Genomic DNA, 17550 nt, shown 5'->3' on the forward strand with positions numbered 1-17550 from the left:
AGCAAGCCAGTATCTGCTTCAAGAACCGTTATGACGGACTTGGTGCTACCTCCAGATACCAATAATTATGGTACTATTTTCGGCGGGCGAGTGATGGCTTATGTGGATAAAATAGCAAGCATCGCCACAATGCGTCACGCCCGTATGCCAGTGGTTACAGCTTCTTCAGATAGCCTGGATTTTTTGGAACCTATTAAAGCTGGGGAAGCCATTCGATTGGAGGCGTTTGTGACATATACGCACAAAACTTCAATGGAAGTTTTTGTGCGTATAGAGTCCGAAAATTTGATGACTGGGCAAGTCAAACAAACAGGCGCTTCGTATTTGACGTTTGTTGCACTGGGGCCTGATGGAAGACCTGCTCCTGTACCTGGTGTGATTCCGGAAACGGAAGAGGAGAAATGGCATTATCAAACTGCGCCTGCTCGCTTTGAATATCGCAAGCAGCGTAAAATGGAAAGGTTGGCACAAAATGAGCGAACTTCTCGTTGAAGTCACACGTGGTGAAATTGTAGAAAGTGTACATCGCGGCGATTTAGTCGTGATAGATTTCAAGGGCAATCTGATTGCTTCAACTGGCGATCCTAATCGTGTTATGTTTGCTCGTTCTTCAGCCAAACCTTTGCAAGCATTGCCGCTTCTATTGACAGGAGCTGCTGACAGTTTTCAATTGTCCAGTGCGGAACTGGCTCTAGCCTGTGCTTCACATAGTGGTGAGCCAGAGCATACTGAACTTGTACAAAGTTTACTTGCTCGTCTGGGTCTTTCCGTCGATGATTTGCGTTGTGGTGTCCATGCTCCTTATCATCAAAAAACCTATGAGACGATGTTGAAAAATGGTCAAGTAGTCACCGCGTTGCATAACAATTGTTCTGGAAAGCACACCGGAATGCTTGCGCTAGCAAAATTTTTAAATGCTCCACTGGATACATATGACCAGCGCGATAACCCAGTTCAAGAGCATATTTTTCAAGTATTGCAAGCAGTTTGTGAAATAGAGTCTGACAAAGTGAAATGGGGAGTCGATGGATGCGGTGTACCAGTGTTTGCTATGCCCATTCATCGTTTTGCGCTGCTATATGCCAAGCTGGCAGAGAGTGTTAGACAGGAAAATCCGCAAGAAAAAATTGGCTTGGCTTTAAAACGTTTGGCAAGTGCTATGATGGATAATCCTAAACTTGTAGCTGGTAGCGAACGACTTTGTACAGATTTAATGATGTCAATGCCTGGCAGAGTAGTTGCAAAAGCCGGAGCAGAAGGCGTTTATTGTGTAGGATGGGTAGAAAAAGGAATAGGACTTTGTTTAAAGATTGACGATGGTAACAGCCGTGCGGTGGGACCAGTTGTAATTGAAGCGCTGAGTCAATTGCAGCTTTTAACCGCAGAAGAGAAAAATGCGTTAAACCGCTGGCATCGGCCGTCTCTCGTTAATCACAGCGGAACTTTGGTAGGAGAGATTCGTCCCGCTTTCGAACTTCAGATTCGCTGAACTTAATGGCTTTCGTGAAATAAGGGGCGGGGTTGTTCCTAATCAGTGAAACGGGAGTGAATTCTTTGTTAATGCAGGAGTCTGAGCGCGATCAATCACATCTTCCGCGCCATGCCAGGTTAGGTCTCAAGCATCACCGCGTTGCTAGATACGCCATGGTATTATACATGGCGTATCCCATTGTCGATTATGCATTGCGTCTACCGCATATCCATCCCATTGGTGTTATTTGGGATGTCGTAGTGCTACTCATATTAGCTGTTGTAGCATTGCGACGTTGGTTGGCAGGCGAAAAACCCAAATTATTTCTCTGGCAAAAATTTGCCGGCTGGTACATTCTATTCTGCTTCGCTATGATGTTTTCTAATATTGGACAACCTATTCTTGCTGTTCAAGGGTTGCGGGATGACATTTATTACATGCTCTATACTTTTTTAATGCCTTTTGTTGTCGATGAAGAAGATGTGCCAAAGTTACTTCATGTTCTTGCTTCTACCGCTGTTCTAATTGGAGCAAATGGAATTTATCAGTATGTCACCAAAGCTCCGGTCCCCCAAGCGTTTAATGACGTCAACGAACATGTTCGTACCCGTGTCTTTTCTGTATTACAGAGTCCGAATGAAATGGGCGCATTTACAGCTATGACTTCACCACTTTTAATCAGCTTAGCTATTCGTGAAACCAATCGCTGGAGAAAAATGTTTTATATTCTTGGCGCTGTCTTTTGTCTAGCTTCGTTACTCTTCAGCTATACACGAGGAGCTTGGTTAGCTTTTGCGTTGTCATTGTTGATTACCGCGCTCATTTTTGAGCGGAGATTGTTACTGATTCTTTTAGTCGTAGGTGTTGTGGCATTCTTTCTACCATCTATACATCATCGATTTGCTGATTTGTTCTCACCGGTCTATTTTCTTAAATCAGCTGAAGCAGGCCGCATTGCCCGTTGGTTAACGGCGTTTGATCATATGGCGGCAAATCCTCTTTTTGGCGCAGGCTTAGGCCATTACGGAGGACAAGTTGCTGCAACTTATCGAGGTGGAATCTACTCCGATAATTACTACGCAAAGACATTGGGCGAATCTGGATTGGTGGGGCTTGTTCTGTTTGCTGGTATGCAACTTTCCCTTCTTTATGAGCTGTATAAAAAAGTTGCCAAAGCAGCTTGGGGACGAGATAAGTTTTTAGCTATTGGAGGATTTGCAGGTATTTTAGCGGTTGTGATTCATAATTTCACAGAAAATGTATGGGAATACAATCCCATGACAGCTCTGTATTTTGCTTTTTTAACTCTCTTACTGATTTGGGGATATGGGCGGTTTGGCAAGGAGGTGCAAGATGGACAAAACATTGAAGCGTAGTCGTCGATGGCTTTGGATTGTCTATCTGCTTTGGGCGCTGTTTGTCAATGCTATGAATCTTTGGGTTGTTAAACCATTGGTTGAAGATTTTGCTTTGCTTGGCGTACTGGCTGTCATCGTGATTATTGTGCTCTGGCTGACAACTATTCGCATCCAATCGCGCAAAAAATGGATTACTTTCACGCTGTTTGCTCTTTTGCTTGGTCAAGGAATTTCAAGCGTATCCTTTTATCCTACAGGGTTGCGTGTGCTTTTTACTGTCATCATGCTTCTGGGATTGTGTATTTTGGCTATATGGTTTACGAAAGCAGGTTGGAAGACCGTACTGGTTTCTGCGGCTGCAATTTTGCTGGTGAATCTATGGCTTCCCTACAGTGAATGGCCGTTTTTGACACATTTTAAGATCGTAAAATATGGAAAAATGAGTTTGATTCCTGGAGATATTCCTGCATTGCCTTGGTCGACCATTTCAACTCCGCAAGGACCTGCACTTGTCACTTTCAATCGTGTATTACCTAGCAATGCAGAACTTAGTGATTTAGCTAGTCAAGCTACAAGTAAGCCTGACTCTCTGTATAATCTTTTACAGACCGCTCAACACGAGTATGAGTTAATGGAAATACTTTCGGATCACGGCAAAGCAGTAGTTAAACCGCTACCGTTGAGTGATTTAGCTCAAGTTTCACTTTGGAATTTGGTGGCGCCTACATTCCCCTTGTCAGTTTCACATTGGAAGATTGTCAATCAACATGCCATTATGTATTTGACGGCTCCAGTTTCACCTGCCAGCGCCGCAGCATTAGGTTTAGAACCAGCCAGTTATTCAGGCAATTTTCTGGCTTTGGCTGCACAAACCTGGGAGCAAGATCAAGAGCAATGGAATCAATTATTATCTGACGCAAATGTTACACCTGCAAATCCACCCTTGCAGATTCAAGGAGGACTTTTGACCGGAAGTTGGCAAGGTCATACAGTGCAAGTTCCAGTCAAAACGCAAATTATTCTTGGTGAAGGCTCATTTACTCGACCAGGCGCCAATCAGGTATTGCTCGAAGGAGCCAATTTACTGCAAATTGTCAGTTTAACTCAAAATAAAGTAGTAGCTAGCTTCCATGCTTCGTTGACACAATCACTACCGCATGATATTGTGATTGGTCCGCTTACCAAGGGTGGACCAGATGCTATTTTTGTCAACGCTCAAAGAGCCTATATTTTGTCGGTCAATAGTGCAGGACAGTTTCGTACAGTATATGAGGCTCCCCTTGGTTCCTCGTTGCGTTTTGAAGCTGTATTACCTTCTGTTGGAAATCGAGCACCTGAAATTATCACGGATGATCCAAGTGCGATGAGAGACGTGCCAACTCGATATTTCTCTTCTTATCTATATCGAGATCATCAACTTTATCGAAATTGGCGTGTATATCGAACCAACGTTGTCAATGTAGAGCCTGTTCATTGGCAACCAGGTAAGGTTGATTTAGCTCTTTCAATATACGGAACGGGTGAATATTTAATCATTCAACGTTCGTATACGCCAGTACTCCCAGTCTCTATTGGTATTTTTATAATCATTGGTCTCATTGGCTGGGGACTGCGCTTGAATGACAGAAGAAAGCGGGTGAAAGCAGATGAAGTCCAATAAGCTATGGATTGTAGCTGCATTGCTTGGTTGTTTTGGACTGGTTGGATGTTCGCCAAAACCTCTGACCACCTTAAATCAAGTGCCACCCATTTCTTTAGCGAAAACGGATGCTGAAGCATGGCCCATCATTCAGACGGCTATTCACAAGGGGCTTCAACTTCATCAATATCAAATTAAGGCTAGTGTTAATTTAGTTGATAATTCTATAAATCCATCATTTACCGTCTATGGTTCAGTTGAAAAACCAAATGAAGTTTCGTTAGGTGTACATGAGGGAGACACGAATATTCAATTTTTTCAGCAAGGGCAGTCCGCATTCTCGTTTGTCAATGGTCACTGGACACCTTCTGATCCTTTGCCAAGCCCCGATGTATTTCAAACGTATGCTAAAGTGCTAGAAGGTGTAGAGAAGATGGGAACGCCTGTGTATCTGCAGCCTCAACAATATGTGGTAGACGAGTATTGCTGGGTGTTCACCATGATTGTCCCTGGTGTGGATGTGGAAAAATTAGCCACATGGGATGCGGGAGAAGTGTTTCCAGCCAGTTCGCATGTTTTAATGACGGTCATGGTCGGAAAACGCAGTGGTCAAATTCGTGAAGTAGAAACGAGTTCGGTGGGTTCTATATCGGAAGTGGGACCTATACAAATTTCTACAGACACCATTCTGTTTAACCTGAATAAAAAATACGCCAAGGTAAACATTCCTTTGTCACTTGTAAAACAATTCAAAGATTAGAGTTTATATCATTTCAGATATGCTCATCAGTTGGCAAAACAAGCAAAGAGGCATATAATAAAGTATGCCGTCGCTGAATTCCTAAGAGAAGCGGAGAACCCAATCACAGGGGTGAATCATCAGTCTTTCACTGATGTAGGGAATGCCTGCTCCCGAACCCGTCAGCTAACTCCGTAAGCGTTGCGGGCAGTTTTACAATGGTGGCGAGTAATCGTCAATTGTAACTTTTAAGAAATGCTTCTTTTTAGGAATGCCGCGATGGACTTTTCCATCGGGGAGTTGGTAAGCATGAACAAACATGCAGAGCTCCCACAGTGGGAGCGAGATATGGAGATTTTGCATCATTTGAGGAAGATGCGTTCCTCGCAGCAAGCACGGAATTCAGTCTCTAAAATGCTGGACGAAGACAAAAAGCTAAAAGTAAAGTTTTCTACTCGCACGTCTCCATCTTAATACATGCATTTTGAACAGGTAGTCGTACGACTACCTGTTCTATTGTACCATTTTATATTAGGTGAAATTTTTAAAAAATTGACCTTGATGAATTTATATGGTATATTATCGCGCGTGATCTCGACGGTCCGCTGCTTGCAAACAAGCATGAACGTCGAAGGTAAGGGAGGAAAATCCTAGATGAATTTACTTCAAGAAGTAGCGCGGGAACAATTACGTACAGATATTCCTAGTTTCCGCCCGGGAGACACGTTGCGTGTGCACGTGAAAGTTCGTGAAGGTCAGCGTGAGCGTATTCAGGTTTTTGAAGGCGTGGTCATTCGGCGTCGTGGTTCAGCCATCAGTGCTACCTATACTGTGCGCAAAATATCTTATGGTGTTGGTGTAGAAAGAACATTTCCATTACACTCTCCAAAGGTAGAAAAGATTGAAGTTATGCGTCGCGGTAAAGTTCGTCGAGCGAAGTTGTACTATTTGCGTGGATTGTCTGGCAAGGCTGCACGCATTAAAGAAATTCGCTAGTTTAAGCCGTACGCTGATTTGCGTTAGTAAAAGTAAATGCGTTAAGAAAGGGCCGGGTGGCCCTTTCTTAGTTTTAGTATTTCAGTATACGTTTCATCTGTGGTAGTTTATCGGATCTGATTTCAACAGAAAATTATATGTGATGGAAGTGAAAAGATATTGCAAACGATTCAGTGGTTTCCTGGACATATGGCCAAAGCACGTCGGGAAATTCAAGCTTCCATAAAAATGGTTGATGCAATTATTGAGTTAGTCGATGCGAGATTGCCAATGGCCAGTTCCAACCCTTTGCTGAAAGATTTAATTGGAGCACGGCCACGCTTGCTTGTGATGACTCGCAAGGATCTGGCAGATGAAAGCCAAACGAAGCAATGGTTGCAGAAATTTGAACATCAAGGTATTTCAGCTATAGCTGTCGATGCGCAAACGGGTAGTCAAGTACAGCGGATTATTCCTGCTTTAGAAATGGCAGCTAAGGCTAAACGCGAACGGGAAGCGCGTCGGGGCATGCGACCACGTCCTCTGCGTACTATGGTGGTGGGTATACCCAATGTGGGCAAATCATCGTTAATCAATAGATTGGCTAAACGTTCTGCTGTAAAAACAGGTGATCGTCCGGGAATTACAAAAGCCCAGCAGTGGGTACGTATAGGTAGCATTGAATTGCTGGATACCCCTGGAGTGCTTTGGCCCAAAATAGATTCCCCTGAAGATGGGTATCTCTTGGCTATGAGTGGGGCTATAAAACCAGAAATTTTAGATCATGTAGATTTGGCGTTACATGCACTACAATTCTTAATTCGATATTACCCGCATCTGGTTGAAGAACGATGGCAAATTGAAGCGCGCTCCTATGCTTCATATTCTCTCGATGAACCTGAAGGAGCGGAAGCGTTTTTAGATTTGTTTGAAAAAATGACCCGTATGAAAGGCATGTTAATGTCTGGTGCGCGTCCGGATTTAGAACGTATGGCAGAGTCTCTACTTCGTGAGCTGCAGACGGGTAAACTGGGCAGAGTGTCTTTTGAATGGGTACACGGGGAAGAATAGAGTGCTGAGTAGAATGAATCAGCCATTAACGGATAGATTATTATTGATGATCTCGATAGAATAAGCAGTGTCTTTTCAATGTTAAACGGTTGCTAAGTTGATATGGCAAAATTGCTTTTTATTGAAAGGATAAAGTTTGAAAATCAAAGGTGGTGTACATGCTGGTTCGTTCTTGGCAAATGGAACGTTGGCTTGTAGGTTCAAAACAAGTTTTACTTGCAGGAGTAGACGAAGTAGGTAGGGGGTGTTTAGCGGGGCCTGTTGTTGCAGCAGCTGTTATTTTTTCTCCAGATGTTCCAATAGCAGAACTTCAGAGTATCACAGATTCGAAAAAGTTGACCGCCAAAAAAAGAGAGGTTTTACTGGAGAAAATTCAGGAAATTGCTCTCGATATTTCAGTAGGGGCGGCTAGTGTACAAGAAATTGACCATTTGAATATACGTCAAGCTAGTTTATTAGCTATGCAACGGGCTGTTCAAGGGTTAAAATGGACACCAGACTGGGTATTGGTAGATGGAAATGATAGTTTACAAAACAGAGTGAACTCACTAACTCTGTCCGTTATTAAAGGGGATATACGATGCTTATCCATTGGTGCCGCTTCTATTGTGGCGAAGGAATGGAGAGATCGTTACATGAAAAATCTTTCAAAGGAATACCCTTTCTATGATTGGGAAAATAATGTGGGTTACGGCACTTCTCAACATCTTGATTCTATGAATATTTATGGTATTACGCCCCATCATCGTCAATCTTTTTCTCCTGTTCAAACGATAATGAGAAATCGCGAAGGATGACTTTCTGTGAATAAAATATCTCATCCCACATCACCGTCTTCCAATATTTCATCAACTCAACCATCTGCCAAAATTTCTACTGAAAGTCGTACGATAGCTGAAAGAACAAAAAATCCAGCAACCTTGCATCAAGCGACTTCAATTCAAGCTCTTAATGAACCTGAATCGAATACGTTGCATGATTGGCCGGCACAATTTTGGAAAAGCCGAGAGATTCAGCAAGCCGAATGGGGCTGGAGAAAAGTTATCCTTGACTGGATGGCAGGGAGTATAGCCTCAGCGGAAAATGCGAGTGACCAAAAAAGTGGTAGTCTGGAACAAATTATTCATCCCATGATTGAACGTTATTGGTCTATGGTAGAGCAATTGGTGAGTCAAAATGATATGGAAAAATTAGTGCGAACAGGTATAATGGACAAACCGCAAATCAGAGAGAACCGTTTTTCGTTTATTCGTACAAGAGATGGACTAGCCCAGTTTATTTCCTTTGCCAAACTGAATTTGGACGATATGAAATCTCCATGGGTACTCCCTATTCGTAAAGAAATCTTGTTGAATCGTTTTTCATCTGCAGTGGTGGTTAATCCATTTGAACGGAATGGCGCAGGTCTCCTTTCCTATTCTACGCATTCTAGCCAACGAGCAAGAGTTTTCCCATGGCGTGCGAAACGACAGACAAAGTTAGCAGTGGGTGGAAAGATTATGCATCATATGGTGCTTAACCTTGTCTATGAGCGACAGCCGGTGGTGATGCATATTACAAGCTTACAACCTCTTTTATTTGTTCATATCGAAACTGGACATGAGAAATTTTTGAAGAAAATTCAATCGCTAGGCGCGGTGGTTAAAAATATTTTACAACCGTTGGGATGGGAACTGAAACAATGGTCTTATCACTTTGAAAAACCGGGTGATGCAGAGTGAAAGTCAAAAAGGCAGTGGCGTTAAGATACCGCCAACAAGTTGATGCTGCTCCGCGCGTGCTGGCTAAAGGCGTTGAACAAGTCGCTCAAGCAATAATAGACTCCGCACATCAAAACCATGTGCCGATTTGGGAAGATGAAAAATTAGTTCATTCATTATTGAAATTAGAAATTGATGATGTTATTCCTGAGGAATTATATGAGCCAGTGGCTCATATTTTGGCCTATTTATTTGCCAATGAGCGGGAATCGTGAATTAGGACAGAAAGGCGAGCGTTTGGCTAGGGAATATGTCAAACGAACCTTGGGATGGCATATTTTATCTCATAATTGGAGATGTTCTTTCGGTGAATTGGATATCATAGCACAAAAATCCAATAAAATCATTGCCATAGAAGTTAAAACCAGAAGTGCATCGTTAACTATGGGTTATAGCAATGAAGCGGCTACTACCCAGAAAATTAAAAGAATGTTCAAGCTGTTGCAATATTATTTGGTCCACGAGCAACCTATGTTCAACTCTATTGAGTTTCCTGAAATCCAGTTGGATTGGATTGATATTGTCATGTATCGAGAAGAAGTTATATCTTTTTCACATTTTACCTATGAAAATTGATTCTTGTAGTATGTGCTGTCATAGACTGGTCTACATTTAAGTTTCTTTGCTTCACCTTATGGAAGTATTGCGATAGGAAATAGCTTCTTCAAGAATGGAGTGATGTATACTTGAACTTTGCTCAAGTAATGCGATTATATGGGCTACTTTTTGAACACTGAGGACGGCTCGATAAGAAAAACGCAGTTGCTCGGCCCATTTGTCTAAAAGCTTCTTGGTAGTTTTCTCCCAGGGTATTTGTATGTTTTTATCAAGTAATTCCCTGGCTTTAACAATTCGTTTTTGAATGGTTTTGGAGGTTTCTATAGTATACGCATCATTTTCTTTATATGTTTGACGTCCTACACTGATACACAGATCAAATCTGTCTAAAAGCGGACCACGTACCGCTTTCCAATATTTCTCTCGTTGTTGAGAAGTACAAGAACATTCTCCAAATCCATACTCTCCGCACGGACAAGGATTAGTAGTTGCAATCAGTGTAAATTGGGCTGGTAGCAATTTAACTCCATTTCCTCTGGCTAAACGAATGGTCCCTTCAACTAGAGGCTCGCGAAGAGCTTGCAAGGTTGTTGAGGGAAATTCAAGCAATTCATCTAGAATCAGAATCCCATGGTGTGCAAAAGTGGCTTCTCCAGGATAAATAGGTTTGCCTCCACCAATCATAGCAGCCACAGAACATGAATGGTGGGGCTGAACTACAGGTGCCATAAGTGAATTGTTAATCTCGCGTGAATAGGCTCTGTGAATTGATATGACTTCCTGAGCTTGTGACATAGACAATGAAGGGAAAATAGAGACTGCTTGCTGTGCTAATGTTGTTTTACCGCTGCCCGGTGGCCCGATCAGCAAGGTATGCATTCTGCCGGAAGCAGCAATCTCCAAGCCTCTTTTCGCCCAATCCAATCCGTGAATGTGTGAAAAATCATTATTTGATGAAAAAGATTGAATTGGAGCAAGTACATCCGGGCTAGAGAGTTGGATTTTTTCTTGAAACCATGCTAATATTTGCCGCAAGTTGTCGGCGGATAGCCAAATTTTTGGATTTGGTAACCACTCTGCATCATGCTGATGTTTAGAAACAACAACATGATGCCACTCATCAATGCAAAAAGCTTGTGTCAACCTCAATGCGGCAGGTACAGGTCGAAGTTCACCTGTTAAAGCTAGTTCAGCAATCCAGGCTGTTTTTTGAGGGAAATGTTCAACATGTCCTGCTGCTTGCAAAATAGCCAAAGCAATGGCCAGATCTAAACCTGCCCCGCGTTTACGAATTCCAGCAGGACTGAGGTTGACAGTAATTCTTTTGTTGGGAAATTCAATTCCGGAGTTTTTAATAGCAGAACGGATTCTGGCTTTAGACTCACTCACAGTTGAGTCTGGTAGCCCAACAATTTGAAAGGAAGGTAATCCTCTGGATACATCTGCTTCTACTTCTACCGGTAAACTATCAATTCCATCTAAAACTGCACTATACGTTTTTCCCATCAATTTGGGTTAACCTCCACAACCGATATATGGACTTTGTGAATTCTGTCTACACTCTGTGTATATTTCATATATCAAAAGTGCAATGGTTTGCCATCATGTAACGGATAGTTTCAAATTATCCAGAATAACTATTGCAAGAAAGACACCGGAGAGATACCATCAGAGCAACAATATTGGTGCAGCGAGGTGAGCTTATGCAAGAGCCCAACAAGAAAACGGCTAAATCGAGGCAAGCAGAGGGTCAACGCAGCCAAGTGGTGGATTTGCGAACATTTCGTCAAAAGCGACGTCTTACCACTTGGCGAGAATCGTATTTAAAATTACCTTTTGTCCTTACGCTTCTTGCATATCTCTGTTGCGCCATTTCTGCTATATGTTCTATCGCAACTTTTTTTGTCCTACCTCATGCTGAACGCTGGGTCATATTAGCTATTTTTTTCGCCAGTATTGGTTTTATTCCAGCATTCTGGCTTTCTTTTATTCATACTGCCCGTTCATCATCCCGTTCTTTTGCTGTACTTGCCCTTTGTATGTTACTCGGCTATATTGTTTCGCTTGTTCAGGCGCATCAGTTGTAAGATTGGTTAACTGGGTAACTACTCATGGAACAAGATGGCTCGGTCAGAAAAGTTTTGTTCTTGAAAAATACCATGTAAGCTGCCTTTAGTGCAGCTTTTTTCATTGGATTCACAGACATCGTGATCGGAAAGTTGTAATTCCTTTTTTGCTGTTCTATGCTAGAGGTTGGACGTGTGCTGAACAAACACTGACATCAGTTCAGCGCGCGCTTTGTTTGAATGTTAAGGAGGCCGTGGAGAGTGAACATTCACGAGTATCAAGCGAAAGCTGTGCTCGCCAAGTATGGCGTTGCTGTTCCACAGGGTAGTGTCGCTTTTACAGTGGAAGAAGCAGTAGAGGCCGCCAAAGCGCTTGGTGGGAAAGCAGTCGTAAAAGCTCAGATTCATGCGGGAGGACGCGGTAAAGCAGGGGGCGTCAAACTGGCCAAATCTTTAGATGAGGTCAAGGCTCATGCTTCAGAGTTGTTGGGGAAGGTACTCGTTACCCATCAGACGGGACCAACTGGCAAGGTGGTCAAAAGATTATTGATTGAGCAATTGACCGATATCAAAAAAGAGTACTACATAGGCGTGGTTCTCGATCGTGCAAGTGGACGCGTTGTCATGATGGCTTCGGCAGAAGGCGGTATGGAAATTGAGGAAGTGGCCGCTAAGACACCGGAAAAAATCTTTAGAGAAACGGTCGATCCGGCAACGGGACTCAATCCCTATCAAGCAAGAAATTTGGCATTTTCTATTGGTATTCCTAACGAGTTGGTTAATAAAGCCGTCAAATTTATGACCGCTCTTTATCACGCATTTGTGGATAAAGATTGTTCAATTGCAGAAATCAATCCCTTGGTTGAAACAGGGGATGGGCAGATTATGGCGCTAGATGCAAAGTTGAATTTTGATGATAATGCCTTGTATCGCCATCCTGAGATTCAGGAGCTGCGCGATTTAGATGAGGAAGATCCCAAAGAGACGGAAGCTTCTAAATTTGGACTTTCCTATATTGCTTTAGATGGCAATATTGGTTGCATGGTAAATGGCGCTGGGTTGGCCATGGCTACTATGGATACCATTAAATACTATGGTGGGGAACCTGCCAATTTCTTGGATGTTGGCGGCGGAGCAAGTGAAGAAAAGGTTACAGAAGCATTTAAAATTATTTTATCCGACAGTAAGGTCAAAGGGATTTTGGTCAATATCTTTGGCGGGATTATGAAATGTGACATTATTGCCAATGGTGTGGTAGCAGCAGCTAGACAAATTGGTCTTGATAAACCGTTGGTTGTGCGTTTGGAAGGGACAAATGTAGAGTTGGGTAAGAAAATTTTGAACGAATCCGGGCTGAATATTGTTGCTGCCGATTCGTTGGCCGATGCAGCTCAGAAGATGGTTGCTCTGGTTTAAGGAGGAAACCGAATGAGTATTTTAGTGAATAAAAATACACGCGTTATTACGCAAGGCATTACCGGCTCGCAAGGTTTATTTCATACTCAACAGGCTATTGAATATGGTACTCAAATGGTAGGCGGTGTGACTCCAGGAAAAGGTGGAAGCACTGTTGAAGGAATCCCTGTGTTTAATACGGTCATTGAAGCTGTGCGTGAAACGGGCGCTAATGCTTCTGTAATTTATGTACCGCCTGCGTTTGCGGCTGACGCTATTATGGAAGCGGTTGATGCTGAGCTAGACTTGGTGATTTGTATTACCGAGGGGATTCCTGTACTGGATATGGTTAAAGTTAAACGCTTTATGGAAGGGCGTCATACTCGTTTAATTGGTCCTAATTGTCCTGGTGTTATCACTCCTGGAGAATGCAAAATTGGTATTATGCCAGGATATATTCACACACCTGGAAAAGTAGGCGTTGTTTCTCGCAGTGGAACACTTACCTATGAAGCAGTGTATCAATTGACAGTGCGTGATATTGGACAATCTACTGCAGTGGGTATTGGTGGCGATCCGGTAAACGGAACGAATTTTATTGATGTCTTGAAAATGTTTGAGGCCGATCCCGATACGGAAGCTGTGATTATGATTGGTGAAATTGGTGGTACAGCTGAAGAGCAGGCCGCTGAATTTGTTCGTGATCACATGACCAAACCTGTAGTAGGCTTTATTGCAGGTGCAACTGCACCTCCTGGACGCCGTATGGGGCATGCTGGTGCAATTATTTCTGGAGGCAGTGGTACAGCGGAATCAAAAATTAAAACTATGGAATCATGTGGAATTCGTGTTGCTCCTACACCGTCGGAGATGGGTTCTACGCTCTACTCGGTATTGGAAGAGAAGGGATTGTTGGAGCGCTGTAAAATAAAACGTTAATGAACTATATCGATATTTTTTGAGAATTCTACTTTAAGGAGTAGAATTCTCTTTTTTATTATCGACAAAAAATATTAGCAGGGACAAGATAAAACCTTGAGGAGGGGATAGAGAATTGGATGTAAGTCAAATGTATCTAGGACTTGCCTGTGCTCCTTTCTTAATGCCAAGTACAACTCGTCATTGGCTGGAGCAAGTTCCGGATGTCACCTATCTATGGCGAGCAGATATACAAGAACTTCAATCTCTCATACCTCGATATTCATACAAATTGGAAAAATGGTGTTTCTGGAGAAGGAGCATAGAAATCGAAAAGATTGAGGAAAAGCTACAGAAACAAAATATTGGTTTTATTTGTAAAGTTAGCAGGGATTATCCTATGCGTCTCCTCAATCTCTCCTCGCCTCCTATATGGCTATTCTATCAAGGAAACAAAAAACTTTTAAATCAAAAAAATGTTGGTGTGGTTGGCACACGCAGAGCATCTCCATATGGACTAGAAGCGTGTCGATGGATTTCTGGTGTGCTTTCTTTCGCACATATTACTGTTGTTTCTGGGATGGCATTAGGAATAGATGGTGAAGCTCATCAAGCGGCTTTGCAAGGTCCGGGCAAAACTATTGCTGTACTGGCTTCGGGTTTAAATATCTCCTATCCCGTAACGCATTCCAGTCTTCAAAAAAAGATAAGTGAAGAGGGGCTTTGTGTCTCCGAATACGCACCCAATGTAAGGGTGAAGAAATATCAATTTATTGAACGCAATAGGATATTAGCAGCTCTCTCGGAAAGCCTGATTGTAGTGCAAGCAGGACATCATTCTGGAGCGTTGACAACTGCTGAATTAGCACTCAATCTTGGCAGAGAAGTTTATGCGGTTCCGGGACCCATTACGAGTGTGCATTGTCAAGGAAGTAACCAATTATTATATGATGGAGCTAAACCACTGATTCATCCTGAAGAATTTTTGCTCGAAATGGGCATAGAAAAGAACAAGAGCAGTCTTCATTCGTTACCAGAAAATTGGAAAATCCTTCTTCAACAACTAGAGGAACCGCTTGGCATAGATGAACTGATGAGGATTCTCCGTTGGCCAAAAGAGAGTATTTATGCCATACTGCTCGAAACGGAATTGTCTGGGTGGGTGGAACGTCTCCCTGGAGGAAGATTCATTCGGAAAAATATTCAGTAAATCAATGGATGACGTGATTTGGTGAATCAGTTCAGTAGAATGCGTTTGCAAACAATTTTCCTCGGATGATAATATGGGTGAACCAAGACGCTCAAGAATTTTCAATAAAATAGGTTACTATCCATCTATCTAGTAAAATACATTTTCGTGTTTTGTCTTAGATTTATAAAAGATGCTACTTTAGTCATTTTTGCAGATACTTGTTTGGATAAAGTATTGTAGTTGGCCCACGAAGGAGGAAACGGTTTGGCGGATTATTTGGTCATTGTTGAATCGCCAGCCAAAGCGAAAACAATTGGGAAGTATCTTGGCAAAAAATATACAGTGAAAGCTTCAATGGGACATGTTCGAGATTTGCCGAAAAGTCAACTTGGTGTTGACGTAGAACATCATTTTGAACCGCATTATATTACTATTCGTGGAAAGGGAGATGTCATTAAGAGTTTAAGGGATGCCGGAAAAAAAGCAAAAAAAATCTTTCTGGCTGCCGACCCGGATCGAGAAGGTGAAGCGATTGCCTGGCATCTTCAAAACATTCTGGATATCCCAGAAGATACTCCTTGTCGGGTTGTTTTTCATGAAATTACCAAAGATGCTATCAAGGCCGCTTTTCAGGAACCAAGAAAATTGAATAAAGATTTAATTCATGCGCAGCAAACTCGCCGGATACTTGATAGATTGGTAGGATATCGACTGAGTCCACTTCTGTGGAGAAAAGTAAAAAAAGGATTGTCTGCAGGAAGAGTACAGTCGGTTGCTGTTCGACTCATTGTAGATAGAGAGCGCGAGATTCGCGCTTTTCAACCTGAAGAGTATTGGACGGTTGATGCCAATCTAACGGTAGGTCGACAAAAATTTATTGCTCGTTTTTATGGTTACGGGAATGAAAAAACTGTTTTGCAAAATGAAGCAGAAGTTAAGAAATTGCTTGAACATGTTAAAGATCTACCTTTGGTGGTTTCACGCATTAAAAAAACAGATCGAAAGCGCAATCCAAGTGCACCCTTTATTACCTCGTCCTTACAGCAAGAAGCAGCTCGCAAACTCGGTTTTCGGGCTTATAGAACTATGGCTATTGCCCAACAACTCTATGAAGGTTTAGATGTTGGAGATGAAGGTACAGTTGGTTTAATTACTTACATGAGAACTGACTCAACCAGAGTTGCTGAATCTGCGCAGAATGAGGCTGCTCATTGGATTGAGCAGCGCTACGGAAAAGATTATGTTCCTTCTGAGAGAAGGCAGTATACATCCAAAGGCGTTACACAGGATGCGCATGAAGCGATAAGACCTACGTCTGTTTTACGTGATCCAGAGTCTCTTAAGCCTTATCTTTCTAAAGAACAGTGGAAGCTTTATAAATTAATTTGGGAGCGATTTGTAGCCAGTCAGATGGCTTCTGCTCAACTTGAGACTACTTCTGTAGATCTTTTGGCTGGAGAAGCTGTTTTTAGGGCAACTGGTTCGGTTGTAAGATTTCCTGGTTTTATGGCTTTATATACTGAAGGGCAAGATGATGTATCTGAAGATGAAATGAAGATGTTACCAGCCTTAAAAGAAAATCAATCTTTTGATAAACCGGATTATGTTCCGGAACAGCATTTTACTCAACCACCCCCGCGATATTCTGAGTCAAGCTTAGTCAAGGCTATGGAGGAATTAGGAATTGGTAGACCGAGCACATATGCTCCAACTATGGATACCATTTTAAAACGTGGTTATGTTGTTTTGGAAAATAAACGGTTTGTACCTACGGAATTAGGAGAAATTGTGGTTGATTTATTGATGAAGAATTTTCAACAATTAATTGACGTGGATTTTACTGCTCAATTAGAGTCTGAACTGGACTTGGTTGAGGAAGGTAAAGCGGAATGGGTCAATCTACTGGAAAATTTCTATAAAGAATTTGAGAAAGAACTTTCTGAAGCAGAGGCTTCTCTTGAACATGTACAAATTCAAGATGAAGTTTCAGATGTGCAGTGTGATAAATGTGGACGAATGATGGTGTATAAAACGGGGAGATACGGTAAGTTTTTAGCTTGCCCTGGTTTCCCTGAATGTCGTAACACCAAAGCGCTGGTGAAAGAAGTTGGGGTTAATTGTCCAAAGTGTGGCAAACCGCTTGTAGAAAGGCGAGGTAAGAAAAAAGTTTTTTATGGGTGCACAGGATATCCTGATTGTGATTATGTTCTTTGGAATAAACCAACGGGTCAGGATTGTCCTGTCTGTGGATATCCAATGATTGAAAAAACATCGAAGGGTAAGACGTGGATAACTTGTAGTAATGAGTCTGCGCATCCTTCTGTGGAGATTGTTGGCTCTGTTCCTAAATGATTGTAGACTATAGCGAATTAATATAACAGAAATAACCTATCTATGTGGATAATGAG

At 42.2% G+C, this 17550-nt stretch carries 17 protein-coding genes and 1 riboswitch; of the genes, 16 read left to right on the top strand and 1 reads right to left on the bottom strand.

Annotation, left to right across the window (positions count from 1 at the left end; translation table 11 throughout):
- Window positions 1-30: 30 nt before the first annotated feature.
- The 11 genes from ACOJUR_RS07365 to ACOJUR_RS07415 all read left to right on the top strand — a co-directional run bounded on the left by ACOJUR_RS07365 (window position 31) and on the right by ACOJUR_RS07415 (window position 9589).
- Window positions 31-492, top strand: a complete 462-nt coding sequence (locus ACOJUR_RS07365) for an acyl-CoA thioesterase (protein ID WP_072874166.1) — start codon at window positions 31-33, stop codon at window positions 490-492.
- Window positions 473-1489 carry an asparaginase gene (locus tag ACOJUR_RS07370; RefSeq protein WP_420949619.1) on the top strand — a complete coding sequence of 339 codons (1017 nt, stop codon included), beginning with the start codon at window positions 473-475 and terminating at the stop codon, window positions 1487-1489. Before ACOJUR_RS07365 ends, ACOJUR_RS07370 begins: the two co-directional genes overlap by 20 nt.
- Before the next feature lie 71 nt (window positions 1490-1560).
- A complete protein-coding gene (locus tag ACOJUR_RS07375) occupies window positions 1561-2847 on the top strand; it encodes an O-antigen ligase family protein (protein WP_420950519.1) in 1287 nt (428 codons plus the stop codon).
- A complete protein-coding gene (locus ACOJUR_RS07380; RefSeq protein ID WP_072874144.1) occupies window positions 2825-4489 on the top strand; it encodes a hypothetical protein in 1665 nt (554 codons plus the stop codon). Before ACOJUR_RS07375 ends, ACOJUR_RS07380 begins: the two co-directional genes overlap by 23 nt.
- Window positions 4476-5228, top strand: a complete 753-nt coding sequence (locus ACOJUR_RS07385; protein ID WP_420949620.1) for a hypothetical protein — start codon at window positions 4476-4478, stop codon at window positions 5226-5228. Before ACOJUR_RS07380 ends, ACOJUR_RS07385 begins: the two co-directional genes overlap by 14 nt.
- A gap of 61 nt (window positions 5229-5289) precedes the next feature.
- Window positions 5290-5423: riboswitch (cyclic di-AMP (ydaO/yuaA leader) on the top strand.
- A gap of 438 nt (window positions 5424-5861) precedes the next feature.
- Window positions 5862-6203 carry a 50S ribosomal protein L19 gene (gene rplS, locus ACOJUR_RS07390; protein ID WP_072874142.1) on the top strand — a complete coding sequence of 114 codons (342 nt, stop codon included), beginning with the start codon at window positions 5862-5864 and terminating at the stop codon, window positions 6201-6203.
- Between the two features lie 159 nt (window positions 6204-6362).
- A complete protein-coding gene (gene ylqF / locus ACOJUR_RS07395; protein WP_420949621.1) occupies window positions 6363-7253 on the top strand; it encodes a ribosome biogenesis GTPase YlqF in 891 nt (296 codons plus the stop codon).
- A gap of 158 nt (window positions 7254-7411) precedes the next feature.
- The gene (locus ACOJUR_RS07400; protein ID WP_420949622.1) at window positions 7412-8050 is read left to right on the top strand and encodes a ribonuclease HII; all 639 of its coding nucleotides are present in this window, start codon (window positions 7412-7414) and stop codon (window positions 8048-8050) included.
- A 6-nt stretch (window positions 8051-8056) separates the two neighbouring features.
- Window positions 8057-8974 (top strand): hypothetical protein, encoded by a 918-nt coding sequence (locus tag ACOJUR_RS07405; RefSeq protein ID WP_072874139.1) that lies wholly within the window; start codon window positions 8057-8059, stop codon window positions 8972-8974.
- On the top strand, window positions 8971-9228 hold the full coding sequence (locus ACOJUR_RS07410) for an EscU/YscU/HrcU family type III secretion system export apparatus switch protein (protein ID WP_072874138.1): 258 nt from the start codon (window positions 8971-8973) through the stop codon (window positions 9226-9228). Before ACOJUR_RS07405 ends, ACOJUR_RS07410 begins: the two co-directional genes overlap by 4 nt.
- Entirely contained in the window at window positions 9212-9589 is a 378-nt protein-coding gene (locus ACOJUR_RS07415) for a YraN family protein (protein WP_072874137.1), read from the top strand. The genes ACOJUR_RS07410 and ACOJUR_RS07415 overlap by 17 nt, the downstream gene beginning before the upstream one ends.
- Window positions 9590-9640: 51 nt before the next feature.
- Here ACOJUR_RS07415 and ACOJUR_RS07420 read toward each other — a convergent pair whose 3' ends face one another.
- A complete protein-coding gene (locus ACOJUR_RS07420; protein WP_420950520.1) occupies window positions 9641-11077 on the bottom strand; it encodes a YifB family Mg chelatase-like AAA ATPase in 1437 nt (478 codons plus the stop codon).
- A 197-nt stretch (window positions 11078-11274) separates the two neighbouring features.
- On the opposite strand from ACOJUR_RS07420, the gene ACOJUR_RS07425 reads away from it, so the two are divergent.
- The 5 genes from ACOJUR_RS07425 (at window position 11275) to topA (ending at window position 17494) form a co-directional block, all read left to right on the top strand.
- Window positions 11275-11658 carry a hypothetical protein gene (locus ACOJUR_RS07425; RefSeq protein WP_203114337.1) on the top strand — a complete coding sequence of 128 codons (384 nt, stop codon included), beginning with the start codon at window positions 11275-11277 and terminating at the stop codon, window positions 11656-11658.
- A gap of 240 nt (window positions 11659-11898) precedes the next feature.
- Complete coding sequence (gene sucC, locus ACOJUR_RS07430) at window positions 11899-13053, top strand: ADP-forming succinate--CoA ligase subunit beta (protein ID WP_072874134.1); 1155 nt, start codon at window positions 11899-11901, stop codon at window positions 13051-13053.
- Between the two features lie 12 nt (window positions 13054-13065).
- Window positions 13066-13971, top strand: a complete 906-nt coding sequence (sucD, locus tag ACOJUR_RS07435) for a succinate--CoA ligase subunit alpha (protein WP_420949623.1) — start codon at window positions 13066-13068, stop codon at window positions 13969-13971.
- Between the two features lie 115 nt (window positions 13972-14086).
- A complete protein-coding gene (gene dprA, locus ACOJUR_RS07440) occupies window positions 14087-15160 on the top strand; it encodes a DNA-processing protein DprA (RefSeq protein ID WP_420949624.1) in 1074 nt (357 codons plus the stop codon).
- Between the two features lie 246 nt (window positions 15161-15406).
- Window positions 15407-17494: a type I DNA topoisomerase gene (gene topA, locus ACOJUR_RS07445; RefSeq protein ID WP_420949625.1), complete on the top strand. Its 2088-nt coding sequence runs from the start codon at window positions 15407-15409 to the stop codon at window positions 17492-17494.
- Window positions 17495-17550: the final 56 nt, after the last annotated feature.

The organism is Alicyclobacillus tolerans (assembly GCF_048984885.1).
Classification (GTDB): domain Bacteria; phylum Bacillota; class Bacilli; order Alicyclobacillales; family Alicyclobacillaceae; genus Alicyclobacillus_I; species Alicyclobacillus_I tolerans.

Bases quoted from the DNA above. Each gene is read 5' to 3' on its own strand.
- ACOJUR_RS07365 (WP_072874166.1), top strand. From the start codon at position 31: ATGACGGACTTGGTGCTACCTCCAGATACCAATAATTATGGTACTATT.
- ACOJUR_RS07370 (WP_420949619.1), top strand. From the start codon at position 473: ATGAGCGAACTTCTCGTTGAAGTCACACGTGGTGAAATTGTAGAAAGT.
- ACOJUR_RS07375 (WP_420950519.1), top strand. From the start codon at position 1,561: ATGCAGGAGTCTGAGCGCGATCAATCACATCTTCCGCGCCATGCCAGG.
- ACOJUR_RS07380 (WP_072874144.1), top strand. From the start codon at position 2,825: ATGGACAAAACATTGAAGCGTAGTCGTCGATGGCTTTGGATTGTCTAT.
- ACOJUR_RS07385 (WP_420949620.1), top strand. From the start codon at position 4,476: ATGAAGTCCAATAAGCTATGGATTGTAGCTGCATTGCTTGGTTGTTTT.
- rplS (WP_072874142.1), top strand. From the start codon at position 5,862: ATGAATTTACTTCAAGAAGTAGCGCGGGAACAATTACGTACAGATATT.
- ACOJUR_RS07400 (WP_420949622.1), top strand. From the start codon at position 7,412: ATGCTGGTTCGTTCTTGGCAAATGGAACGTTGGCTTGTAGGTTCAAAA.
- ACOJUR_RS07415 (WP_072874137.1), top strand. From the start codon at position 9,212: ATGAGCGGGAATCGTGAATTAGGACAGAAAGGCGAGCGTTTGGCTAGG.
- ACOJUR_RS07420 (WP_420950520.1), bottom strand. From the start codon at position 11,077: ATGGGAAAAACGTATAGTGCAGTTTTAGATGGAATTGATAGTTTACCG.
- ACOJUR_RS07425 (WP_203114337.1), top strand. From the start codon at position 11,275: ATGCAAGAGCCCAACAAGAAAACGGCTAAATCGAGGCAAGCAGAGGGT.
- sucD (WP_420949623.1), top strand. From the start codon at position 13,066: ATGAGTATTTTAGTGAATAAAAATACACGCGTTATTACGCAAGGCATT.